This window comes from Croceicoccus esteveae (assembly GCF_031846435.1).
Lineage (GTDB): Bacteria > Pseudomonadota > Alphaproteobacteria > Sphingomonadales > Sphingomonadaceae > Croceicoccus > Croceicoccus esteveae.
The window spans coordinates 101,906-123,583 of record NZ_JAVRHS010000007.1; the positions used below are offsets into that span (position 1 = coordinate 101,906).

The following is a 21,678-nucleotide window of genomic DNA, read 5'->3' on the forward strand; positions in this document are numbered from 1 at the left end:
AAAATGGCACAATCCCATTCCAGCGAGGGGGGCGGCGGCAACTACTGGCGCTTCATGGCGATGGTCTCGACATCGACCGTCGTCATGTTTTTTCTCATGTATGCCAATACCTATGATGCCGACCACTTCTTCTGGAGCGAGACGCGCTTCTGGATGATGTTCGTGATGGGTGCGATGATGATGGTCGTCATGCTGCTCTTCATGTGGGGGATGTATAAGGACCGCACCAAGAACTTCATCATTCTCGGCGTCGCAGCGGTGGTCTTCGCGCTGGCGCTCTGGCTCGTGCGCAGCCAGACCACCATCGACGACGAGGAATATATGGCGGCGATGATCCCGCACCACTCGATCGCCATCATGACCAGCGAACGGGCGCATATCCGCGATCCGCGCGTGCGCAAGCTCGCGCATGACATCATCCTCGCCCAGCGCCGCGAGATCGCGCAGATGAAATACCTCATCGAGGACATCGAGGAAAATGGCGTCCGGACCACCGAGAGGCTCCCCGAAGGTATCGAAGCTCCGGTTCCCGCAGCTCCGCAACCTGACCCAACCCTTGCCGAGACACCCGAAGAAGGAGCTGCGCAATGAAGACGACCTTTATCCTCACCACAGGGCTGGCTGTCGCGCTGGCTGGGTGCAACCAGAACACCGCCATCGGCAATGATCGCGAAGCGCAGCTCGATCCGCCGGCCAAAGCGTCGCCAATCGAGCCGGCTTCCAGCGCGCTGCAGAACATATCGACGGCGCTCGTAAAGCCCGAGACGATGAACGACGCCGATGTTTCGGCAATCGGCGGGAAGGAGGGTCGTTGTGTCTTCCGCTTGACCGAGGTTGGCTACCCCACCTTCGTCTACGAACCGGGAAGCCAGGGCTTCATCAAGCTGAACGGCAAACTGATCCCGGTCAGCGCTGCCGGTACGGATCGCTATACCAGCGGCGATCTGCTCGTCACTACGCGCCTGCTGGACGATGAAGGCAATGCGGGTTTGCAAGCGCAGGAATTGATCGTGGTTCCGCCCGGAGCAGGAGATGAACTGGGCTATCGCGGGTATTCTATCTGCGACCAGTAGCAGAAGAACCCGCGAGAGGTGCCTGGCTTGTTCCGTGAGGCAAGCCGGGCGCGGGTTTCGAAGCTACAATGGATAGGCGGTTCCAGCTCCCCCAAGAGAGCCCTGCGGGTCGCTGGCTCACTGGAGCCGTCTCGGAGCCTCGCGCATGACCAACCCCATGCGCGGGGCTTCATATTCATCCGCATCATTTGCAATTGCGAAGGTTTCTTTTTGACCGATAATCTGACCCTTGCCGTCTTCGGCGCCGGTGGAAAGACCGGCACGCTGCTCCTCGAACAGGCGATGCAGCGCGGCCACCACGTGCGCGGTCTCGAGCATCATTTGCCGGACCCGGCGAAACGGATCGAAGGCGTCGACTATATCCAATGCGACGTTCTCGAGGACGACCTTGCTGATGCCATCCGTGGTTGCGATGCGGTTATTTCCACCCTTGGCGTTTCGTTCACGCCATCGACCGCGATCGACCCACCACCGCTCTACACCGAGGGGACGCGCCGCATTGTCGAAGCGATGAGCCGCGTCGGCATCGACCGGATCGCAGTGATCTCCGCCGCATTTGTCGACGAACAACCCGCAGTACCGTCATGGTTTCGGCTGACTGTTGTCCCCGCGCTGGCAAACATTCTCGAACACATGCGGGCCATGGAGCGCATGCTGGAGGCCGAGCAACGTCTCCGGTGGACGGCGGCAAGGCCCGGCTGGCTTATCGATTTGCCCTATAGTGGCGAAGCCCAAGTGCAGGCGCTAACGCTATCGACGGACTGCTTTCGCTGCCGCTAGGCCGATCTCGCTGCCCTGCTTCTCGATTCAGTAGTGACTGGGAGGTGGATTAACGAAAAGCCTGCAATCGGCAAGCTGGAGGCTGACGATCTTGAAGGGCTTCTTGCCCTTCGCGAGGAACTGGAAAGCCTCTTCGCATCTTCGTCGCGATAGGTGAGCGATGGCGATGTTTGTCGCCGTTTGGAATTCGCCGCTCGCGGCATCGGAAATTTGGTCTGGAGTTTGAGAACATGGCACACGACAAGAAAGACATCGCGGTGTCGCGATGGGAAGGGGAGGGCGGGGCACTGCCCTGTGGTCCCCAGGAAGCGTTAGCAGCCACTTGCGACGAGTGGGATATCCCCGCTCTGTCGGACGCGGAGCTCATCCAGCTGCGCATCCGCGTGATTGCCTTGGAAAATATCGTTCTTAGTCTGCTCTCGAAGGCTAGCGAAGAGCAGCTCGAGCATATCGCTGAAATGGCGGACTTTATAACGCCGCGGCCCGACGCGAAGCAGCATCCGTTGACCATCCACGCAGCGACTCAGATGAATCATATGGTGGAGCGCGCCAAGCATTTTCGATCATGACGCAGAATGCGCAGGGCATCTGTTTGCTTATTTTCAGGCGCTGCCGTTTAAGGCGTTCTCGAAACGGCCGTCAGGAGGTTGATCACGCCTCGTACCCGACCCTGAATCCGTCACAGGCGTGATCCATTATACGAGCTTCCTCGTTCGATCCCTCATGCGCCCAGGCGACACACAGTAGGCTACTCGATTGTGCTACGGGCGCTTATACGCGCAGCCGCGCAACTCGCCCGCACGAAGAAATTCCTTGCAAACCTACTCGAGAAGGAACCGCTACGCTCGTGAACGGTTGGCCTAATCTGTTGCTGAACGTGGTTTGAAAAGGCTGCCATCCAGTGTGTTGTATTGCGGATGGGGCGCGTCGTTCTAACCCAGCGAACAGGAGAAGCGAATGGCCACGGCCCCCCGCGCGCTGGGCGGCGAAAGCAATGCCGGGCTGCAGACGATGGAAATGATCGTCGTGCCGCCGGAAGCGGACGACGAGATCGGCTATCGCGGCTACGTACAATGCTTTGAAGGGAACCGGACATGACCGCAAACGGCAAGGGCATGATCATCGGTGCAGCGGCGATGCTGCTACTCTTGGCGCTCTTCGCGCTGATCGTCATTCTAACGGGCGCTTACAATGTTGCAGCGACCGATCGGCATAATCCGATCGTCGCCTGGGCATTTGACACGACCTACCACAACTCCGTTCAGGGCCGGGCGGACGACCTGGAGTCACCGCAGTTTACGTCCGGGATGATTGAGGCGGGTGCGGGTGAGTACAAGGCCATGTGCGCGCACTGCCATGGCGGCGTGGGCGTAAGCCCTGCCGGATGGGCAGAGGTCATGCAACCGCACCCGCCCGCTCTCGCCCGCGCCGCGGAAAAGTGGACGGACGAAGAAGTATTTTGGCTGGTCAAGCACGGCGTCAAGATGAGCGGCATGCCCGCTTTCGGCCCGACGCATGACGACGACACGATCTGGAATATCGCTGCCTTCGTGAAGGAGATGCCGCAGCTGAGCGCGGAAGAATACGCGGCTATCGGCAGTGGCGGTCATGGTGGCGAGGGTGGTCACAGCCACTAATCTGGCAGCTTGTTGGATGAAGGTTATGGAGGGCTGCTCCCTGCAGGTTCAGGGATTGCGTACGCCATTTCAACGGACGCCGGTTAGCAGCTACCGTACGAACTGAGTCCTGTTGCGCCTTGAACGTAAGATCAGGCTCTTGATCGGCCGCCCGTTATCGCAAAGAGGCTTGCAGCAGCTAGCGCTGCCAACGTCCCGAGCGTTAGCCAGGGGTGCCGCCCCGAGGCGGTGGTGACGCTGAAATGCCGTCCGTGCTGGCGGCCCTCTACGTCCCCGTCATCACCCTGCGGCGCTAAAAGGTTGCCTTTCTGCTCGGGCACCGGCTTCTCGCGATTGATGAGCTGGTCGGCCATCGAGGCGGCAATTTTGTCAAACAGAAGCGGAAAGGCGTTCGAACCAAAGATCTGGAACTTGCCTGCGCCGCCCACGACCACGTCACGACGCTGATTCTGGGTCGCATCGAGTATCGCTCGCGCCACAACGTCGGGTGCATAAATAGGTTTTGGCAGGCGCGCTTGATATCCAGTCGTGTTGCGAGCGTGCTGGGGGAAGGGTGTGCCGATGGCGCTCGGCTGGATTAGGGTAACCGAAACCGGCTCATTGTTCATCTGCAGCTCGATCCGAAAGGAGTCGGTAAACCCTTTTACCGCATGCTTCGATGCGTTGTAGGATGCGAGAATGGGGCCCGGCAGGTCAGAATTGATCGAGCCGACATTGATCAGCGCGCCGCCGCCCGGTCTGTCCTTCAAGTGACGAGCGGCAATCGTGGATCCATATACCACACCCCAGTAATTGGTCTCGAAGATCTGGCGGTGGTCTTCCATGTCCAGGTCCAGAATCTCCGCATAGACTCCGACTCCGGCATTGTTTATCCAGCTGTCGAAACCGCCGAAGCGATCAATCGTCTCGTCGGCAAGGCGCTGGACGTCATCTTCCTTCGCAACATCAGTGACGACGTATTCGGCCGTACCGCCTTCGCCTTGAATGTCCATGCAGACCTGCTTCAGCGCCTCTTCGTCGCGCGCTGCGAGCATGACCCTTGCCCCTTGCGCTGCAGCCATCCGCGCGGTGCAAAGTCCGTGCCCCGACGTGGCCCCGGTGATAACGATGGTCTGGTCACCCAGAGGCTTCATTTTCAACGTGTTTGCCATGCTTGTGCTCCGCCTTGAGGGTACGCCTTATACGTGCTTGCCGGCGTCAGGTTCCGCACATGCAATTCCCGATCGTGCGCCAAGAGGGATTCACGTCGGGACTCCTGTCAGAGCAAAACCCTGGGCGAGATTGGAGAAAAACCAAGAGGCAACGTCCTGATGACCACTCCGAGTAAAATTCCCTCAAGCCAGCCATTCGGGTGCACCTCTGGCGAGGTGACGAACTGAACGACGAGAGAGGGCCGCGCTATTGCGCTACTGGTTGGCTGCTTTGCGTCACGCGCCAGACCGTATTGCCGACGTCGTCTGCCACCAGCAGTCCTCCTCGTACGTCGAGGGCGACCCCGACGGGTCGCCCGTAAGCGTCCCCCTCGGCACCGAGAAAGCCGGTGAGGATATCGTAAACCGGCCCACTGGGTCGCCCTTGGTCAAAAGGAACAAACACGACCTTGTAGCCGCTCGGCGGCTTGCGGTTCCACGAGCCGTGCTGACCCACGAAAGCGCCTTGCAGGCCAAGCGGTGCCGGGTTGGAAGGATCAGTAAATGCCAACCCCAGTGATGCGGTGTGCGGTCCGAGCGCATAATCGGGTATCAAGGCTCGGGCGACCAGATCGGGGCGTTGGGGCTCGACCCTCTCGTCGACATGATCGCCCCAGTAGGAATAAGGCCAGCCATAGAAGCCGCCATCCTCGACCGCTGTCATGTAATCAGGAGGGACATCCGACCCAAGCTCGTCACGTTCGTTGACCGCCGTCCAGAGCGGGTCGCTCTCCGGTTCGAACGCCATGCCGACCGGATTGCGCAAACCGCTGGCGAACAGCCGTTCGGCACCGGTGCGTAGATCGATCTCACGAATGGCGGCGCGGCCGACTTCGTGCACCAGCCCGTACTCGCCGATGTTGCTCGCCGAACCGATGGCTACATACAGCTTCGTGTTGTCGGGACTGACGGCGAGGCTGCGCGTCCAGTGCTGATTATATGGTCCGGCGGGAAGGGCGGCGATTGTCTCGCCCGGGCCGGCAATGCTCGTGGCGCCTGCTTCGTAGCGGAAACGCAGGACAGCGTCGGTATTGGCGACGTAGAGATCGGACCCCACAAGCGCCATTCCAAACGGCGAATTGAGACCGGTGATAAAGGGCGTCTGCATATCAGCGACACCGTCAGCGTCCGTATCGCGCAAAAGCGTGATACGGTTAGCGCTTGGGACCGCAGAACCCGCCTTCTTCATGAAAAGCTTCATGAAAAAACCCTTGATACCCTTTCCGAGTTCGGGCTGCGGCGGCGCTGCGGATTCCGCGACGAGGACATCGCCGTTGGGCAGAACATGGAGCCAGCGAGGGTGATCCAGCCCTACGGCGAATGGCGTGACCGCCAGGCCCTGTGCCGGCACGGGCGCGGTGCCGTCGGGCCAACCGGTGGCGGGGGCAACATCGAACGTCGGCAGAAGGGTCTCGGCCGGTTCGACTATCTGCGGTGCCCGGCCGCTTGCGGCTTCGACCGGTATGTCGGCCACATGACCGCATCCGGCAAGAGCAAGCGAGGCAAGGCCGGTTGAAAGAGCGTTCAGGCGCATGGAGCCTCCTTCTGCAATTCGGGTTCGGATACGCCGCGCACGGCGGGTTCGCCACCCGGCCGCGTAAACGTGAACAGGCCATAGCGCATGGCACCGGTCCGGTAGGCAAGCATCAACCTGGGTAAGCTTAGTGCAAAGCTGCGGTTGCGCGTCTCGCTGCTGGTGACAAGTTTACGATAGGAACTGTCGGTGGCGAGCCGTTTCATGAGCCTGCGCAGGCAAATGTCCCAGGTCCGCCTTACCTGGCGGCTGATATCCTCGAAAGAGAGAAGTTCGAACCCAGCGCGTTCGGCGAAGTCGACATACTCCTCGCGCGTCCCCATTCCGGGAAGTTGTCCCTCGCGGCAGATCGGCTCGAGCAAATGGCGGACCTCCCATGCGCGCGCGCTATCCGATGCAAGCCAGGCGCAGATCACCAACTTCCCGCCGGGCTTGATGACGCGGCAGGCCTCGTCGAAGCATTGCTGCTTGTCGGACATGTGTTCGGTGCTCTCGATCGCGTAGGCACCGTCGAAGGACTGTTCCGCCAGATCGTTGTCCAGCCAGTCGCGAAGCAGAAATCGAATGCTGCCAGTCCGCTGCGCTGCCCGCGCATATTGCTCGTTCGAAATCGTGAGGCCTGTTACCTCCACGTCATAGGTCGTCGCAAGACGCTCGGCCGTCGCGCCATAGCCGCATCCGATATCGCAGAAATGTTGCCCGGCTGCAGGTTCCATACGTTCGCAGACCAAATCGGCCAGTGCGTCAACTGCCTCGCTCGTCCGCTCATCGCCCGATCGCCAATAGCCGTGATGAACATGTTCACCCCAGACCTCGCGATAGACACGATCGAGTTCGTCATAGTGACCAGAAACATCGCACGATTGCGGTCGGAAACAGGGAACGATCATCACCGGTTCCAATCCGTGTGGCCGGGGACTTGTTCCGAGTTGCTCTGTAGATAGCATAGAAAATCAGAGATTTGGTGGCGGAGTGCCGCGCAGCGTGGAGTGCCTGAATGAGCAAGCGTCTGATCACTCGCTATCTTTCCGGCATCGTCGAGCGCGGAACCTTGATGGTGCATTTTGGCGATGGTTCGAACGAGAATTTCGGCAAGCCCGCGGAAGGCTTTCCGGATGTCGTCATCCGATTTGTCGACCGGAAGGTCTCGCGGGACATACTCCTCGACCCGCGGCTGGGCGCGGCGGAGACGTTCATGGCCGGGCGGCTGCTTGTCGAGCGCGGCGGGATCATGGAGCTGGTCGAACTGTTGCGCGCCAATGCGCCGTGGGACCGCGGGGGCTCAATCGGCGGGCCGAGCCGTTTGCGGCGATGGCGCAACCATGCCGCCTTCGCGCTCGATTCAGTGAATTCGCGGATCGGCTCGCAGCGCAATGTTGCGCATCATTACGATATCGGGAATGCGTTCTACCAGCTGATGCTCGACGCCGAGCACATGCAATATAGCTGCGCCTATTGGGACGATGGTGTCGAGACCTTGGCCGAGGCGCAGGAGGCCAAGCTCGCCCATATCGCCGCGAAGCTCGCGCTCGCTCCGGGCCAGGAGGTTCTAGATATCGGCTGTGGCTGGGGCGGAATGGCAATCTATCTCGCCCGAAAAATAGACCTGCGCGTCACGGGCATTACGCTCAGCGAGGAGCAGCTAAGCCTCGCTCGGACCCGCGCCGAGCAAGCGGGTGTCTCCGACCGCGTGAAGTTCGAGCTGGTCGATTATCGCGACCTCGCCGCACGTGGCCAGCGCTTTGATCGGATCGTCTCGGTGGGCATGTTCGAACATGTCGGACGCCCGCAATTCGAAGCATTTTTTCGCTGCTGCGCCAATATGCTCGCGGATGACGGGGTGATGCTGCTCCACACGATCGGCCGGATCGGCACTCCGGGGACAACCGATGCTTTCACGCGCAAATATATCTTCCCCGGCGGCTATATCCCGGCGCTTTCCGAAACCGTCGCGGCGAGTGAGAAATACCGTCTCATCGCCAGCGACGTCGAGATGCTGCGGCTGCATTACGCCAGAACGCTGCGCGCCTGGTATGCCAGTTGCGAAGCCAATCGCGAACGGATCGAGGCAATGTTCGATGCGCGCTTCTATCGCATGTGGACCTTCTATCTCGCCGGAGCCACGGCGGCTTTCGAACATGGCGGCATGTGCAATTACCAGATTCAGTATTGCCGCGATCGCAGGGCCCTGCCCCTGACAGGCGGATACATCGACGAGGCAGAGGGGGCGTTGCGAGACAGGTAATAGAAGCCGACAAGGTTCTTGCGAAACCTGATCCGATCGAACTCCAAACCGCGCGGACATTAAACCAGTCTATTCCTTGCAATGAGTCGCGAAGACCTTCTTCGAAAGGTTCGCGACCCTTGGAGGATTAGCGGCGCTTAGGAACCCGGCGACCCTGAGGAATCAGCGGTGCGTACTGAAATCTCGCTGCTCCACCTTCCTGCTCTTTTGCTCGATATATCGGTAGCTTGTCTTGTCCAGAAGCTCCAGGTAGCCAGCGCGCCCAGGAGCACCAGAGCCAATCCGCTTGCGGTCAAGAGCAGCCGCCAGACCAGACCGCCGACCTTTCCGGCATGGACCGGGTAAAACTTTTCGGTCACCGCGGAAGCCATATCCTGCGTGGCGGGGTCGCTCGTGCCCACGATCCTGGCACCGCCAGGGTCGAGCCAGACATAGGTGCGGCCGTTGGGCGTCCATTCGAAATTCTGCCGGAACCGAATAGCTATCGGCGCTCCTGCTTTGGCGGGCAACATGAGCCTCCGCGGCTCGGCATCCGGGAAGGCGGCTTGCGCCCGCGTCATGACCAGCGCCCAGTCGGTCTGCGCCGACTGGGCGGTCAGGTCGTCGGGCAGGATGACATCTTGCATCTCATGTGCCAGCGGCGAAAGAAGCCAACCCGAAATGGCAGGGAAGACCATCATGGCCCCGGTAAATGCCACCAGGATCAGCAGCGGGGATGCGACGGCTCCCAGGTCGCGATGATGGCGGACCACGGCGCTTGCAGTGAAGCGGGCGGGCCACAGGCGGAAGCGGAATGTCTTTCGGGTGCGCCACCACAGGACCAGACCGCTAATGCAGAATGCTAGGAGCAAGAGGCCGAGAATGCCGGTGACGGTCTTGCCGGTCTCGCCCATCAGCAGGTAGTGATGGAGATCGAACAGCCACAGTTCGGGCCGTTCCCAGAAGCTGGCCCAGCGATCGACCAGGGCGCCGTCCTGCGCGAAATAGGCGCCGCTGCCGTCGGCATAGACAGCCTGGTGCAATCCAATCTCCTCGCTTGCGAAAGTGAGACGCGACAGCTCGGGTCCCGCTGCCAGCGCCGCGGCGACCGAGCGGCCAAGCATGGCCGGATCGTTGGCTACGGGATCGCCAGCCCCGGGCAGCAGAATCCAGCTATCTTCCCACAGCAGCACCGTGCCGGACAGGCCGAGAATGGCGAGCAGCAGCCCGACAATTCCGCCCGTCCAGCGATGCAGCCATGAGAGCAGCGTCATCAGAAGTCACCGCGCCATGCCAGCGTGAAGGTGCGTCCGCGCCCCGCAAAGAACCGATTATTGTCCGTCACCCGGACGGTATCGCTGTCGTAAGTGATATAGAATTCATCGGTGAGGTTCTGCGCGGCGAGCGAGAATTCGCCGATTTCGGTGCGGTACGCAATGAAGGCGTCGAGCAGCGTGTAGCCTTCGAAATCCGTCTCCGTCGCGGTATCGTTGAATTGGCGCGAAAGATAGAAGCGGGCCTGTGCGCGAGCGCTGAACGGGCCCGCCGTGTAATCGGCGGCCAGATTGACGCGATCGGGCGAAATGTTCGCCCCGTCGAGATCCTCATCGACCTGGCCGTCGGCATCGCCGTCGGTCTGTCCGGACAGATTGGCATAACCGCCGCTGAGCGAAAACCCGGGCAGGGGTGTCTGCCAATCGAGGCTGGCCTCGAAACCCTCGATCTCGATCGGCTGGCGTTCCACTTCGAACACACCGCCGCGAAGCACGAGCAGCGAGCCGAAATCGCTCGACGACCAGAAATAGCTTGCCGAAGCCTTCAATGGGCCGCGATCCCATTCGATTCCCAGTTCGCGATTGTTTGAGACGACCGGTTCGAGCGACAGGAAATCGTCCACGTCCACGCCCGGCTGGGTAACACCGCGAAGGATCCGGCCGACGTCGGCAATCGTAAAACCCTCGGCATAGCTGCCATAGGCGCGCAGGCCGTCAATGGGCTCGACGATAACGCCGGCATTCCAGAGCAGGTCCTGGAAAGAGGGAGAGCCACCTTCCACCTGGACCGGGCCGTAGCTTGCCAGAGTCTCGAAGTCGTCGACCGACAGTTGAACGTTTTCGTAGCGCAGGCCACCAGCCAGGCGGACGAGTCCGTCGGCCAGCGCGAGATTGCCCTGGACGAATGGCGCGAGGCTGCGGAAATCGCTGCGCGGCACCCACACACGATCGGTCTGGACCAGCGACTGCTCGGTCCGATCGAACAGGACATCGAAGCCGGCGGTCAGAACGAGGTCCTCGAAGCCGGGAACGGAACGTTCGTAGCTGACCTTGCCGCCCAGCTTGCGCGACTGGTTGGCCGACTGGTCGAACAGAGCACCGGGCGGAGCAATGGCGGGATCCTGGAACACGCCAAACACGCCGCCACCGAAGACGTCGTCGGTCCGGCTGTAGAAACCCTGCAGGACGAATGTGCCACCGCCGAGATCGGGATCAATGAGCGATGCGGATAGCAGTTCGGCGGTATTCGATGGCGGATCGCCAGGCGTCACTCCTCGCTCGCTGGTCGCCGGAATACCGGCAGCGCGATCGCCGGGGACGAGTACATAATTGGCGTTACCCTCGAGCTCATAGCGATTGGCCACCAGTTCGAACCGGGCACCGCTCGCCAGTTCGTATCCCAACCGGCCGAACACCGACCAGCTGTCGCTGTCCTGGATTTCGCCTTGGGTTCCGTCGACTCCGATCCGGTTGCCTGCCCCGTCGAAGAAGGCACCGCGCCGCTCCAATGTTGCTCCGAAACTCGCATCGATGGCGCCTTCGCGGTAGCCGATGAGGGCACCGGTCTTGGCGCCGATCCCTTCGCCGTCGAATCCGTCCGGTAGGGTCATTTGCGCGAGAGCCCGAACGGCGATGCCGTCTTCGCTCGGAGCACCCACCGTGACCTGGTTCACCACACCGCCGGTCGCGCCGATGCCCTGCAAGGCGTTGGAGCCGTAGATGACCTCGACGCGGTCGATGAAGAACGGATCGATGGTATAGCCATCGCGGGAGCCGTCGCGCACGGGCGTCGATTGCGGGATGCCGTTGATCGCGTAGAGCGGCGAGCGACCGCGCAGGCTCTCTCCTGAACCGCTCAGTTTTTCACGCGTAGGTGAAAAGGATGGCAAGAGGGCGGAGACCGCATCGACCGTCGAGCCGGATATCAGAACCTGCCGATCGAGCGCCTCGCTATCGATCACATCGACTGTCAGGGGCAGGGCGCTCGCCGGCAATTGTGTGCGTGCAGCCGTAACGATTATCGGTGCGTTTTCGCTCGAACTGCGTTCGTTTTCGGCGTCTTCCTGCCCGGCGGTCTGGGCCAGTGCCGGGGTGGCGAGGACGAGCGCTAGGGCGCCGGCGAGATAACTATGCATGGAGACTCCTTCCGTTCTTGAAGGGGGCCACTATTGTGAATGCGAGTTAGTCGCAATAGCATTTTGAAGTCCCCAGCGAAGGATATGAGTTGGGGGCTGCATCAAAGCCGGAACCCGTAGCCACTCCAGCTTCATTAAGCAGGTAGGAGAATTGCTATGGAATACGACTTGGTAATCATCGGCACGGGTACGGCAGCCATGGTTTGCGCCATGCGCGTTGCGAAAGCAGGCTGGCGCGTTGCGGTCGTCGACGAGAAGCCGTTCGGCGGCACCTGCGCGCTACGCGGCTGCGATCCTAAGAAAATGCTGGTGGCCGGCGCGGAAGCGATCGACGCGAAACAGCGAATGACGGGTCACGGGGTCGAGGGTGACGTGCGAATCGCCTGGCCCGATCTCATCCGGTTCAAGCGCAGCTTTACCGATCCCGTACCGGACAAGCATGAGCGCCGATATGAAGAGGCTGGCATTGCAACCTTGCATGGAACGGCAACATTCATGGGGCCTAATCGGCTCTGCGTCGGCGACCGGGAAATCGGATACCGCAAAATCCTGATCGCCTCAGGAGCCAGGCCGATACCGCTGGCCATCCCAGGTGAAGAGTACCTGACCGACAATGAGGGCTTTCTCGAACTGCCTTCGCTGCCGAAGCGCATCGTTCTGGTCGGGGGCGGATACATCGCTGCCGAGTTTTCCCATATCGCCGCCCGTGCGGGAGCCGAGGTCACGATCCTCCAACGAGGACCGCGAATGTTGACGCAGTTCGAACCCGAACTGGTGGGTTGGCTCATGGATGCGTTCGATCGGATCGGTATCCGCGTGATTACCGATACGACTGTCAATGCCATTCGAAAACGGGGCAGAGCGTATGTGGTCCACGCGAGCGGCGAGGGCGGTCCGATCGAGGTTGCCGCCGATCTTGTCGTTCACGCGGCAGGAAGAGTTCCCGCCATCGAGCGGCTCGATCTCGAAAAGGCCGGGATCGCAGCCGAAAACGGAAAGCTGAAACTGAACGAATTTCTGCAAAGCATGAGCAATCCGGGCGTCTACGCGGCCGGAGATGCCGCTTCGAACGGGCCCCCACTCACGCCGGTTTCCAGCCATGATGCAAAAGTTGTCGCGGCCAATCTTGTCGACGGCAATCACCGCGAGCCCGATTACAAAGGTGTACCGAGCGTCGCCTTTACCCTTCCGCCTATCGCCCGGGTCGGCCTCACCGAGGCCGAAGCGATCGAAGCGGGGCTGAAACTTCGTCTCAAGTGCGAGCGCGCCTCTGACTGGTTTACTGCCAGGCGGGTCGCCGAAGCTGTCTACGGCTACAAGACACTGGTTGATGAGGACACAGGGAGGATATTGGGCGCGCACCTCGTCGGACCCCACGCAGACGAGGTTATCAATATCTTCGGCCTGGCGATCCGCCATGGGCTCACCGTTGAAGATCTGAAGACGACAATGTTCGCATATCCGACTGGCGCGTCGGATATCGGATATATGCTCTAGGGCCGGCCGGTTTCCAGCATATCGATGACTGCGCAGTCGGGCACGTGACCGCCCGAACATCGCTCGACCGTCGCGGCAAGATGGCGTTCCAGACGGGTGAGATCGTCGATCTTGCGCCGGACTTCTTCGAGGTGATGAACCGCAACTGCGCGCACTTCGTCGCAGCACGCTTCGGCAGGACCGTCCAGGTCGAGAAGTGTGCGCACTTCGGTCGGGGCAAAGCCAAGTTCCCGCGCCCGTTTGATGAACTTGAGCGTGCGGAGGTGGCCGTCGTCGAACACCCGGTGTCCCCCCGGTGTTCGATCCGGCGCATCGAGCATGCCGATCTTCTCGAAGTACCGGATTGTTTCGATATGGACCCCGGTCCTGCGCGCCAATTCACCTATCGACAGGCCGCCCATGCCGAATCTCCTTGAACCTATATCTACTACAGGAAGTACATAGGGATCGAATCGAATGGAGGCAAAGATGACCGAGCAGGCTGTCGAATATGACGACGCCAGAGGTGTAAGCGATCGCGGGGTGGCCGGCGTCGGAGTCCTGGCGAGTGCGGCGGCGCTCTTTTCCGCGGCTGCTTGCTGCGTCCTGCCCTTGGTCCTCGTCGCTTTCGGGCTCGGCGCTGGAGGGCTGGGATGGTTTGTTCCCTTCCATCTGCCCCTCACGGTCGCGGCCTTCCTACTCGTGGCCCTAGGGTGGTTCCTTCACTTGCGCAAAGCGCGCGTCTGCAGCGCCGATGGCTGTGAAAAGCCTGTCCATAACGGCGCTACGCGACTGGTATTGCTGATTGCCACGACGATGATCGGCCTGTCCGCGCTATGGGGCTTTATTGAACAACCGCTGATGCGCGCACTAGGAGGAGCGTGATGCAGACTGTTTCCACGATCACTTGCCCCTGTTGCGGAGTGGTGACGACCGAAACCATGCCGACAAACGCATGCTGGTTTTTCTACGAGTGCCCGCATTGCCACAAAAGGCTGAAGCCGCTGGCCGGAGACTGCTGCGTCTTCTGCTCTTATGGGGATGTGCCATGCCCGCCCATTCAGGAGGCGCGGGAAAATGGCAGCGGTTCTACGTGCTGCACGTCGCAGTAGAGACTCGCATCGTCCACGATGCCTACGAGACGGCTGTTTGATCGTCGAGAGCCTGGCGCTTTTCGTCTTTCCGCTCTTGGCGCTGGTCGATGCCCGCAACGCCTGCTTGCGGACCTCTCACATGGTTCGCCCCGCCACAACGGATGAGGTTTGCCAAATGGCACTATATGCTCTATACGATGCCATATAGGAGCATCACGATGACTGCATTTCAACCGGTCGACACCACGATCCGTGATTTTCGGCCCGTACCGATTACCGATGGCGAGGCCGCTGCGATGTTTCGTGCGGTGGTTAACCTGTTCGGAAAATGGGATGTCACCGACGAACAAGCGTCCACACTGCTCGACCTCCCCGTGCGGTCTTACCGCCGCTGGAAAGCCGACGGTCAACCTGGCCGGATCGATCGCGACGGCAAGGCGCGATTGTCCAACCTGATCGGCATTCACAAGGCGCTGCGCTATATGTTTCGTGAGACACGGCGCGCCTATGACTGGATCAAGGCACCCAATAGCGCATTCCAGAATCGCTCGGCGCTCGATATCATGCTGGGCGGCGAACTAACCGATTTGATGCGGGTGCGCCGCTATCTCGACGCCGAGCGTGGCGGCTGGTGATCGATCCCGACACGGTCCCGGTTTCCACCATCGAATGGCAAGGCGCGGTCCGTATCATCCGCAGCATTCACCCGCCGATCGATTTGTTCGAGGATATTGCCGATCCCGCCGACTGGCCGCTGCTCATATCTGCAGAGCAAAAGACCAATCCGAGATTAATGGAAAATATCGGCAACCTCGACCTCGTACCGCAAGATCGGCGTGTCGGCGGTTCGGGCGCGACATATCTCATGGCGCCGTTCACCCATGTCAGCCAGGACCGGCCGACGCGATTCAGCGATGGCAGCTATGGTGTGCTCTATGCGGGCAAAAGCTTCGAGGTCGCGCTGCTCGAAACCATCCATCATCATGGCCGCTTCATGGCGAGCACGAACGAAGCACCGGGCTGGACATCACAATTCCGCGAGGTCGTGATGGACATAGATGCGCGCCTGCATGATCTCCGCGCGGATGAAAGACGATTTGGCGAAGCCGCGAACACTGATGACTATTCGGCAAGCCAAACGCTTGGACGGCAATTACGGGCAGCCGGATCGAACGGCGTGGTTTATCCGAGCGTGAGGCGCGAAGGCGGCGAGTGCGCAGGCCTGTTCTATCCCGACCTCGCCGCACATGCGATCCAGGGTCGCCATCTCGATTATCATTGGGATGGGGAGCGGGTTGATCTCTATCGCGATACCGGGACTGGGGAAGTGTTTCGGTTCGTGTAACATGCGAGATGCAAATCTTCGGCAGCGGCTTCTCAACTGGAATAGTGGAGCGCGAACAATCCCAACATCGATGCACCTGCGGTCCAAGCCATTATCACAATGACGATCCCGGCGCGGCTTGAAGGAAGTTGGCTGTAGCCGGATTCCTGCTTTCGATATTCCGCCATCAAAGGCGGCGGGATGAGCCGGACCGCGATCATGATCCCCAGTGGCAGGATTACCAGATCATCGAGATATCCGAGAACGGGAATGAAATCGGGAATGAGGTCGATCGGGCTTAGAGCATAAGCCACAACTCCCACCGCGATCACCTTAGCCAGCAATGGCGTGCGTCTGTCGCGGATGGCGAGATTGAGCGCGATCACGTCAGCTTGATCGCCCGCGCCCAGGCTTTCAGTTGCTCCAGCATAATTCCCGCTATCGCCCTTTGCTTGACTCCAAGGCATACAATCTGCTGGCCATGGTTAAGAATATAGGGTAGCCCCCTATGCCATCTCACATACTAGTTCGGATAAAAAACTTCTCGCAAGGGTAAGGCGGCTGAAGGGCCAGCTCGAAGCCGTCGAACGGGCACTGGAGAGCGAGGCGCCATGTGGCGAGATACTCAATCTCGTCGCCTCGGTTCGCGGTGCGGTGAACGGCCTGACGGTGGAATTGATCGAAGATCACATTCGCGAGCACGTCTCCAATCCTGAAACCGATAGCGACAAAGCGCGCGGCCAGGGCGCGGGCGATCTGATCCAGGTCATCAGGACGTATCTGAAATGACCGGGCCCCAAGATATTGGCACATCCCGGCATGAACACGACCATGTCTTTCTGGGCGACAATCACGAACGTAATGAGCGCCGCACCTGGTTCGTCATCGCCCTGACCGCGGTGATGATGATCGTCGAGATTACCGCCGGGACTATCTATGGCTCGATGGCGCTGGTTGCCGATGGCTGGCATATGTCCACCCACGCGGCCGCGATGCTCATTGCCGCCCTGGCCTATCTCTATGCAAGGCGGAACGCTCGAAACCCGCGTTTCACCTTTGGAACCGGAAAGGTCGGCGATCTCGCAGCCTTCGCGAGCGCAATTGTGCTGGCACTGGTGGCGCTATTGATCGGGTGGGAAAGTGTCGTGAGACTGGCCAATCCGATTCCGATCAGCTTCCCGCAAGCGATTTTAGTGGCTGTAATTGGCTTGATCGTAAATCTGGTGAGCGCATGGCTTTTGCGCGAGGATCATAACCATCATCACGGTCATTCACACCATCACGACCAAGGGCACGGGCACGGGCACAGTCATCACGGCCGCGACCAGAATTTGCGCGCAGCCTATCTGCATGTTCTCGCCGACGCACTGACCTCGGTTTTGGCGATTGTCGCCCTGATTGCGGGCAGCCTCTATGGATGGATCTGGCTCGATCCGCTGATGGGTATCGTTGGTGCCCTCGTCATCGCGCGCTGGTCATGGGGCCTGATGCGGGACACGGCTGCGACGATGCTCGACTACCGACAGGCAGACGATCCGCTCGAGGAAAAAATCCGTGCGCTCGTTATTGAAAATGGAGATCGGATAACGGATCTTCATGTCTGGCAGCTAGGGCCGGGTCATCAGGCGGCGATCGTCGCGCTTACAACGAAGAGCGCCGAAAAGCCGGAAACATACCGCGAGAAACTGACTCGCCACGCCGGCCTCTCGCATGTCACGGTCGAAGTGAATGCCTTGCCGGTTGAAGCGGCATGACAGGCAATGCCGCCCACCTAATGCTGAAGATGATGACCACATTTTACTGATCACTACGCAGGCATTCGGGCTGGCGATGGCTGCCTTTGCATGTAAATTGGAAGCGGTCCAGGCCATCCGCGGACAGGGCTGATTTGCTATTGCCGTAGGCGGCCCGTCGATACCCCTGTGACAGCCTGCTCCATCATCAACCGTGTCGAACGCAACGCGCAATTCAACAAAATGCGATCTTCTTGAATGCGACCGACGTGAATTTGCCCCTCCTCGGGATCGAGAAGCATATCGATCAGGGCGGTCTCGTCGCTGCTTGGATAGCCGTCTTCACCCGCAATAATCGATCGCTTCATAGCCGCTTCGCAAATAGTCATGAGGCTATCAAAAACCGGGGCCAGAATTTCAAGCCGATGCCGCGCCAGCGTCCGATATACGCAGGGCTGGACCGCTTCGCCATTATCCTTGGCATCTCGCCAGCATCGCATGGCGTCCAGTATTATACCTTCCGACGTATTCAATGTGTCATCGAAGCGGACCGCGTGAGCCTCCGCCATTGCTTAAAACCTTTCTAGTCTCCCGATCAGAGTATTGGATCGGGACGCGCGGAACTTGGCGCTTGTATCACGTATTGAGCAGGGCGGCAGCCCGGTCGCAAATCGACAAAACTCCGGCACGGCGATACCGACAATCAATCGTCCTTGTCGGCGTGCTCGGGTTTTCCCTCGCGCTCGCCCTTGGCGAAGTCCTCGAGTTCGTCCTCGCTCATCGAATCGTACATGTCTTTCGACGCGCCCTGCAGATCGCCCACCTTGGTCTCGCCGCGCTTGGCGGATAGCGCCGCTCCCGCAGCCTTTTGCTGCGCTTTCGATTTTGCCGGCATGGCAATTTCTCCTGTCTACACTCAACATGCTGTTCAACACGCCGTGCGCGCGAAATGCGTGATCCTCGTTACCAGTAAGGTCTGACCGCCCAATACTCGTACGACCGCGTCTGGTAATCGCGGTCATAAGCGGTGTCGCGCTCGCTTTTCTTGTAGGTTGGCGCGCCCTTTAACTGATCCTCGGTCACGTCGAGCTGATAGCCATCGAGGTCGGTATTGTAGTCGAATTTCTCCCAAGGTAGACTGTGTAGTTCGCCGCCCATACCAAGGAAGCTACCCACCGAAATTTCGACATCGCGGGCCTGTCCGCCGCGCTTTTCGATCAGGACACGTTCGACAGTACCGATCTTGTCGCCATCGGACCCATAGACCGCCGTTCCTTCGACCCGATCGCTGCCAATCAGATCGCTGTTTCTCATCTTCTCATGCGACATCGCGATAACTTCCTTTCCATTCTACATTTGCCACGCGGGACTCGATCCTAGCGCGGTAACGCTCGAGCGGCGGCGACGGTTTCTCTATTCTTCAGAAAAATACGCTGTAATAACAAAGGTTAGTCATTAAAGCAGTAGGCTGATCTTGTTGAAAATGAGCTAGGCGCTCGAACGACAGGCCAGTTTTTTCGTCGAGGATGGTCTGACAGCGCGGCAGGAAACCGCGTCAAATAAACCCACAACTTGCAGGGGCGCTGCACGATCGCACAGTGACAACGCTGCGAATTCGTCCGGACCCTAATCTGTCGGCTTGGAATGCTCGACTATCATCAGGACAAGCCCTGAGAAGACCAACCCGAAGCCCAAGAGGTGAAACCAACGAAAGGGTTCGTCGAGCAACACATAAGACAAGACAAGTGCGCTAAGGGGCATAACCGCCATCGTACCTGCCGTAAGTGCTCCTGGCGCTTTGCGCGCGCCATTATACCATAGGACAGGGGCGAGCCCTCCTGTGGCCGCGCCCCAGAAGGCGAGCGCAAAATAACCATCCCGACCTACGCCGGAAAAATCGAACGGTCGGGAATCGAAGGCAAAAGCCAGAACAACGAAGAGCAAGGTAGCAATGAACGACGCGGCAAGAGTGGCCTCCAGCGAGCTGATTCCGTCGGACAGTTTGCGTGAAAGCAGGGTGTAGGCTGCTTCGAAACACACGGCCATTGCGACAAGCGCTGCCCCAAGGATCGGAGCTTCCGTAGCACCGTCGCCTTCCGTTCGCAGCAGATTGATTGCCACTATTCCCGCAACTGCCAGCGCCAATGCTCCTGACGTCCGCCAATTCATTGCGGCACCGAGGAAAACTACGGCTCCAGCGGCAGTAACTGCCGGAGTTGCGCTCATGATTGTGGAGCCGATTACGCCGGTAGTGAGGCGCATGCCGAAAAGCATGGCTGCGGTAAAACCGACCATCCCGAACAGTGAAATCGCGACAATCACCCACCAGTCCGACCGCTGCGCGTTGCCAAACCTTTTCGTCAGCAGCCACGTGAATGGGGCAAGGACCAGGCAAGCGATCAGCATTCGCATGCATGATGCCGTGAAGACCGAGAATTGCTGCCCGATTAACTTGCTGAGCGGCGTCGCACTGCCAAAGAGCGCCATGCCCAGCAAAAGCTGCACAACAACCGCAGGAGTGGTCGATCGTCTCTCGGATACCATGATACTGCAAAGACTTAACACGCGGGGTTTTGTTCGCAAATTATCGCCCTGTTTCCCTATCGCGGTCGGCGTCCTGTGATCGGATGCGAGCCGGTCGGGTCAGATACCTCCGTGCCTCAACGACCTCTGCTCCTGTTTCTCAACGCTGCCTCAGAGTCCGATCGCAGGTATTCGAGCGATGAGAATTGAAAGGTGGGAGGCGATACGCGCACAAGCGTTCCCGGGAAAGGTACAGAACGGCAGACCGGACTGAGCCGCTAGAACGATAATCTTTCTTATGTTAAATCAGATGCTTGCCGTTCATATATCGGGATTCATGTAAAGTTCAGCGGCGCAAGCCTCGCTAGTGATGGTCGCTCCATTCTTGCCGCGCCAGACTGACAATCGTGAGTTTGGTCGCTGCCTCTCGTCCCGCTGGCCATATCGTAGGCGAACCATGAAGCTGCGATGCCGCGCCGACATGCCGATGCTGTCGCTCCGGAACCAGAAGCCGCTCGATATCGGCTTCGGGGATCCGATGCGCAATCAGCTAGGCCTGTTCTGATTCCGTGCGCTGGATGCGCGGCCCGCGCACCGACGGGCCGCTAAAATTACCGAACGAGTTGATTCATGCCGCGAGGTGCTCGGTCCGTACCGCAACCGATACCTTGACGCGAACATCGCGGTCGAGCCGGTCGAGGATACGCATCAGCCGGTCCACGGTGAAGCGGTCGAGCTTGACCTGGCGGATACGCGAGAAATCGGCCGCCGCGATCCCGGTGCGTCCCTCGGCGTCGCGGACGGACAGCTTCTCCTCCTCGAGCGTCTTGACCACTTCGGCAGCGAGGATCGCACGAAGCTGGCACAGGCTCGCATCGGGCACATCGAAATCGGCAAAGACATTGCCGGACCCGCGCACCAGTTCGATGTCGTCCTTCGGTTCGGTCATTCCAGCATCTCCTTCAATCGCTTGATCCGCTCGCGCACGAGGTCGATCTCGCGCTGCGGCGTCGATATCCGTTTCGTCGACTTCTCAATTCCTGCAGTAAATGTAGACGTCAATCTCCACCTCCCCCAATACATTCACCGCAGTTCGTGAGGATATTGGGGAGCCTATTCTCCGCAAACCGCATGAAACCAGACCTACCGTATGTAAGAAGTCGGTTGCCTAAGCCTGTTCAACCGGCCGATATGCTATGCCGATCCGGTGCTTGGCGCTTCCGCGTCGGCGACGAACTGCATCGACAAATTGCCGTGCCGATGCGGCGTTCGGAAAGCTGTCGCGCGCGCCCTTCCCGTTACAACCTATGCGGCCCCAGTGACGTTCGACGACGGTCCAGCCAAACAGGTCGAGCGTGACCGTGAGTTGATAGTCGCGTGCGATGTTGCGCGCGGTATCGACAGCCCGCCAGTGCTCGCGGCATTCGAAGTGCTTTGCCATGACAAAAACATTGCTCACACCGAAACTCTCAAATCCAACGCAGAAACTGAATCACCGCCCTGCCCTGTGATTCAAATTTTCGATTAAGCATGCCATGTGCACTGCCTTCTAACCCTGTCCCACGCGTAGGTTTGGAATTGTCCGCAAGGACTCGATCATCAAGGATTCCGTAACGGACCGTCCGTCCTGATTTGAACGCAGCATTCCGCCAGTTATTGTTTTTGATGACCTGAAATGCTA

The 21,678-nt window shown here is 59.7% G+C and carries 27 protein-coding genes and 1 pseudogene; 14 read left to right on the top strand and 14 right to left on the bottom strand.

Annotated elements, in window-relative coordinates:
* The first annotated feature begins 3 nt into the window (after positions 1–3).
* From RM533_RS09705 to RM533_RS09730, 6 genes are all read left to right on the top strand, one after another.
* Positions 4–591, top strand: coding sequence for a DUF305 domain-containing protein (locus RM533_RS09705; RefSeq protein WP_311341039.1), 588 nt, complete (start codon positions 4–6; stop codon positions 589–591).
* On the top strand, positions 588–1,073 hold the full coding sequence (locus RM533_RS09710; protein WP_311341040.1) for a DUF6692 family protein: 486 nt from the start codon (positions 588–590) through the stop codon (positions 1,071–1,073). Before RM533_RS09705 ends, RM533_RS09710 begins: the two co-directional genes overlap by 4 nt.
* A gap of 210 nt (positions 1,074–1,283) precedes the next feature.
* Positions 1,284–1,853, top strand: a complete 570-nt coding sequence (locus RM533_RS09715) for an NAD(P)-dependent oxidoreductase (protein ID WP_311341041.1) — start codon at positions 1,284–1,286, stop codon at positions 1,851–1,853.
* Positions 1,854–2,083: 230 nt separating this feature from the next.
* Positions 2,084–2,422 carry a hypothetical protein gene (locus RM533_RS09720; protein ID WP_311341042.1) on the top strand — a complete coding sequence of 113 codons (339 nt, stop codon included), beginning with the start codon at positions 2,084–2,086 and terminating at the stop codon, positions 2,420–2,422.
* A 388-nt stretch (positions 2,423–2,810) separates the two neighbouring features.
* Positions 2,811–2,951, top strand: coding sequence for a DUF6692 family protein (locus tag RM533_RS09725; RefSeq protein ID WP_311341043.1), 141 nt, complete (start codon positions 2,811–2,813; stop codon positions 2,949–2,951).
* Complete coding sequence (locus RM533_RS09730) at positions 2,948–3,490, top strand: c-type cytochrome (protein ID WP_311341044.1); 543 nt, start codon at positions 2,948–2,950, stop codon at positions 3,488–3,490. Before RM533_RS09725 ends, RM533_RS09730 begins: the two co-directional genes overlap by 4 nt.
* A gap of 131 nt (positions 3,491–3,621) precedes the next feature.
* Here RM533_RS09730 and RM533_RS09735 read toward each other — a convergent pair whose 3' ends face one another.
* The 3 genes from RM533_RS09735 to RM533_RS09745 form a co-directional block, all read right to left on the bottom strand.
* Entirely contained in the window at positions 3,622–4,641 is a 1,020-nt protein-coding gene (locus RM533_RS09735; protein WP_311341045.1) for an SDR family oxidoreductase, read from the bottom strand.
* Positions 4,642–4,888: 247 nt separating this feature from the next.
* Positions 4,889–6,214, bottom strand: a complete 1,326-nt coding sequence (locus RM533_RS09740; protein WP_311341046.1) for a PQQ-dependent sugar dehydrogenase — start codon at positions 6,212–6,214, stop codon at positions 4,889–4,891.
* A complete protein-coding gene (locus RM533_RS09745) occupies positions 6,205–7,104 on the bottom strand; it encodes a class I SAM-dependent methyltransferase (RefSeq protein WP_311341047.1) in 900 nt (299 codons plus the stop codon). The genes RM533_RS09740 and RM533_RS09745 overlap by 10 nt, the downstream gene beginning before the upstream one ends.
* 107 nt (positions 7,105–7,211) lie before the next feature.
* On the opposite strand from RM533_RS09745, the gene RM533_RS09750 reads away from it, so the two are divergent.
* Positions 7,212–8,459, top strand: a complete 1,248-nt coding sequence (locus tag RM533_RS09750; protein ID WP_311341048.1) for a class I SAM-dependent methyltransferase — start codon at positions 7,212–7,214, stop codon at positions 8,457–8,459.
* Positions 8,460–8,596: 137 nt separating this feature from the next.
* Here the strand turns inward: RM533_RS09750 and RM533_RS09755 are convergent, their stop codons facing one another.
* Positions 8,597–9,712: a PepSY-associated TM helix domain-containing protein gene (locus RM533_RS09755; protein ID WP_311341049.1), complete on the bottom strand. Its 1,116-nt coding sequence runs from the start codon at positions 9,710–9,712 to the stop codon at positions 8,597–8,599.
* Positions 9,712–11,847, bottom strand: a complete 2,136-nt coding sequence (locus RM533_RS09760) for a TonB-dependent receptor (RefSeq protein WP_311341050.1) — start codon at positions 11,845–11,847, stop codon at positions 9,712–9,714. Before RM533_RS09760 ends, RM533_RS09755 begins: the two co-directional genes overlap by 1 nt.
* Before the next feature lie 156 nt (positions 11,848–12,003).
* Between RM533_RS09760 and RM533_RS09765 the strand changes: the two genes are divergently transcribed.
* Entirely contained in the window at positions 12,004–13,344 is a 1,341-nt protein-coding gene (locus RM533_RS09765) for a dihydrolipoyl dehydrogenase family protein (protein WP_311341051.1), read from the top strand.
* Here the strand turns inward: RM533_RS09765 and RM533_RS09770 are convergent.
* Positions 13,341–13,745 carry a MerR family transcriptional regulator gene (locus RM533_RS09770; protein ID WP_311341052.1) on the bottom strand — a complete coding sequence of 135 codons (405 nt, stop codon included), beginning with the start codon at positions 13,743–13,745 and terminating at the stop codon, positions 13,341–13,343. The two genes, RM533_RS09765 and RM533_RS09770, sit on opposite strands and share 4 nt — an antisense overlap.
* Before the next feature lie 67 nt (positions 13,746–13,812).
* Here RM533_RS09770 and RM533_RS09775 point away from each other — a divergent pair, with 67 nt between their 5' ends.
* The 4 genes and pseudogenes from RM533_RS09775 (at position 13,813) to RM533_RS09790 (ending at position 15,762) form a co-directional block, all read left to right on the top strand.
* A complete protein-coding gene (locus RM533_RS09775; RefSeq protein ID WP_311341053.1) occupies positions 13,813–14,208 on the top strand; it encodes a hypothetical protein in 396 nt (131 codons plus the stop codon).
* Positions 14,209–14,264: 56 nt separating this feature from the next.
* A pseudogene (locus RM533_RS13700) lies at positions 14,265–14,330 on the top strand (hypothetical protein); the annotation flags it as partial.
* A gap of 305 nt (positions 14,331–14,635) precedes the next feature.
* Positions 14,636–15,052, top strand: coding sequence for an MbcA/ParS/Xre antitoxin family protein (locus tag RM533_RS09785; protein WP_311341055.1), 417 nt, complete (start codon positions 14,636–14,638; stop codon positions 15,050–15,052).
* A complete protein-coding gene (locus RM533_RS09790) occupies positions 15,049–15,762 on the top strand; it encodes an RES family NAD+ phosphorylase (protein WP_311341056.1) in 714 nt (237 codons plus the stop codon). The genes RM533_RS09785 and RM533_RS09790 overlap by 4 nt, the downstream gene beginning before the upstream one ends.
* A 32-nt stretch (positions 15,763–15,794) precedes the next feature.
* Here the strand turns inward: RM533_RS09790 and RM533_RS13705 are convergent, their stop codons facing one another.
* Positions 15,795–16,208 carry a YkvA family protein gene (locus tag RM533_RS13705; RefSeq protein WP_432265055.1) on the bottom strand — a complete coding sequence of 138 codons (414 nt, stop codon included), beginning with the start codon at positions 16,206–16,208 and terminating at the stop codon, positions 15,795–15,797.
* Positions 16,209–16,302: 94 nt separating this feature from the next.
* Between RM533_RS13705 and RM533_RS09800 the strand changes: the two genes are divergently transcribed.
* Together RM533_RS09800 and dmeF are read left to right on the top strand one after the other, a co-directional pair.
* Entirely contained in the window at positions 16,303–16,530 is a 228-nt protein-coding gene (locus RM533_RS09800) for a metal/formaldehyde-sensitive transcriptional repressor (protein ID WP_432265058.1), read from the top strand.
* A complete protein-coding gene (gene dmeF, locus RM533_RS09805) occupies positions 16,527–17,495 on the top strand; it encodes a CDF family Co(II)/Ni(II) efflux transporter DmeF (RefSeq protein WP_311341057.1) in 969 nt (322 codons plus the stop codon). Before RM533_RS09800 ends, dmeF begins: the two co-directional genes overlap by 4 nt.
* 137 nt (positions 17,496–17,632) lie before the next feature.
* Here dmeF and RM533_RS09810 read toward each other — a convergent pair whose 3' ends face one another.
* The 7 genes from RM533_RS09810 to RM533_RS09840 all read right to left on the bottom strand — a co-directional run.
* Complete coding sequence (locus RM533_RS09810; RefSeq protein ID WP_311341058.1) at positions 17,633–18,043, bottom strand: hypothetical protein; 411 nt, start codon at positions 18,041–18,043, stop codon at positions 17,633–17,635.
* 134 nt (positions 18,044–18,177) lie between these two features.
* Positions 18,178–18,369, bottom strand: a complete 192-nt coding sequence (locus tag RM533_RS09815) for a DUF3008 family protein (protein WP_311341059.1) — start codon at positions 18,367–18,369, stop codon at positions 18,178–18,180.
* A gap of 68 nt (positions 18,370–18,437) precedes the next feature.
* Positions 18,438–18,803 (bottom strand): PRC-barrel domain-containing protein, encoded by a 366-nt coding sequence (locus RM533_RS09820; RefSeq protein ID WP_311341060.1) that lies wholly within the window; start codon positions 18,801–18,803, stop codon positions 18,438–18,440.
* A 297-nt stretch (positions 18,804–19,100) separates the two neighbouring features.
* Entirely contained in the window at positions 19,101–20,018 is a 918-nt protein-coding gene (locus RM533_RS09825) for a DMT family transporter (protein ID WP_311341061.1), read from the bottom strand.
* 607 nt (positions 20,019–20,625) lie between these two features.
* A complete protein-coding gene (locus RM533_RS09830; protein ID WP_311341062.1) occupies positions 20,626–20,946 on the bottom strand; it encodes a helix-turn-helix domain-containing protein in 321 nt (106 codons plus the stop codon).
* A 219-nt stretch (positions 20,947–21,165) separates the two neighbouring features.
* The gene (locus RM533_RS09835) at positions 21,166–21,456 is read right to left on the bottom strand and encodes a WGR domain-containing protein (RefSeq protein ID WP_311341063.1); all 291 of its coding nucleotides are present in this window, start codon (positions 21,454–21,456) and stop codon (positions 21,166–21,168) included.
* 10 nt (positions 21,457–21,466) lie between these two features.
* Positions 21,467–21,678, bottom strand: a 212-nt coding sequence (locus RM533_RS09840; RefSeq protein WP_311341064.1) for a hypothetical protein, incomplete at its 5' end; no start/stop codon positions are given.

Bases quoted from the DNA above. Each gene is read 5' to 3' on its own strand.
- RM533_RS09705 (WP_311341039.1), top strand. From the start codon at position 4: ATGGCACAATCCCATTCCAGCGAGGGGGGCGGCGGCAACTACTGGCGC.
- RM533_RS09710 (WP_311341040.1), top strand. From the start codon at position 588: ATGAAGACGACCTTTATCCTCACCACAGGGCTGGCTGTCGCGCTGGCT.
- RM533_RS09720 (WP_311341042.1), top strand. From the start codon at position 2,084: ATGGCACACGACAAGAAAGACATCGCGGTGTCGCGATGGGAAGGGGAG.
- RM533_RS09725 (WP_311341043.1), top strand. From the start codon at position 2,811: ATGGCCACGGCCCCCCGCGCGCTGGGCGGCGAAAGCAATGCCGGGCTG.
- RM533_RS09730 (WP_311341044.1), top strand. From the start codon at position 2,948: ATGACCGCAAACGGCAAGGGCATGATCATCGGTGCAGCGGCGATGCTG.
- RM533_RS09735 (WP_311341045.1), bottom strand. From the start codon at position 4,641: ATGGCAAACACGTTGAAAATGAAGCCTCTGGGTGACCAGACCATCGTT.
- RM533_RS09740 (WP_311341046.1), bottom strand. From the start codon at position 6,214: ATGCGCCTGAACGCTCTTTCAACCGGCCTTGCCTCGCTTGCTCTTGCC.
- RM533_RS09745 (WP_311341047.1), bottom strand. From the start codon at position 7,104: ATGATCGTTCCCTGTTTCCGACCGCAATCGTGCGATGTTTCTGGTCAC.
- RM533_RS09750 (WP_311341048.1), top strand. From the start codon at position 7,212: ATGAGCAAGCGTCTGATCACTCGCTATCTTTCCGGCATCGTCGAGCGC.
- RM533_RS09755 (WP_311341049.1), bottom strand. From the start codon at position 9,712: ATGACGCTGCTCTCATGGCTGCATCGCTGGACGGGCGGAATTGTCGGG.
- RM533_RS09760 (WP_311341050.1), bottom strand. From the start codon at position 11,847: ATGCATAGTTATCTCGCCGGCGCCCTAGCGCTCGTCCTCGCCACCCCG.
- RM533_RS09765 (WP_311341051.1), top strand. From the start codon at position 12,004: ATGGAATACGACTTGGTAATCATCGGCACGGGTACGGCAGCCATGGTT.
- RM533_RS09770 (WP_311341052.1), bottom strand. From the start codon at position 13,745: ATGGGCGGCCTGTCGATAGGTGAATTGGCGCGCAGGACCGGGGTCCAT.
- RM533_RS09775 (WP_311341053.1), top strand. From the start codon at position 13,813: ATGACCGAGCAGGCTGTCGAATATGACGACGCCAGAGGTGTAAGCGAT.
- RM533_RS09785 (WP_311341055.1), top strand. From the start codon at position 14,636: ATGACTGCATTTCAACCGGTCGACACCACGATCCGTGATTTTCGGCCC.
- RM533_RS13705 (WP_432265055.1), bottom strand. From the start codon at position 16,208: ATGCCTTGGAGTCAAGCAAAGGGCGATAGCGGGAATTATGCTGGAGCA.
- dmeF (WP_311341057.1), top strand. From the start codon at position 16,527: ATGACCGGGCCCCAAGATATTGGCACATCCCGGCATGAACACGACCAT.
- RM533_RS09810 (WP_311341058.1), bottom strand. From the start codon at position 18,043: ATGGCGGAGGCTCACGCGGTCCGCTTCGATGACACATTGAATACGTCG.
- RM533_RS09815 (WP_311341059.1), bottom strand. From the start codon at position 18,369: ATGCCGGCAAAATCGAAAGCGCAGCAAAAGGCTGCGGGAGCGGCGCTA.
- RM533_RS09820 (WP_311341060.1), bottom strand. From the start codon at position 18,803: ATGTCGCATGAGAAGATGAGAAACAGCGATCTGATTGGCAGCGATCGG.
- RM533_RS09825 (WP_311341061.1), bottom strand. From the start codon at position 20,018: ATGGTATCCGAGAGACGATCGACCACTCCTGCGGTTGTTGTGCAGCTT.
- RM533_RS09830 (WP_311341062.1), bottom strand. From the start codon at position 20,946: ATGACCGAACCGAAGGACGACATCGAACTGGTGCGCGGGTCCGGCAAT.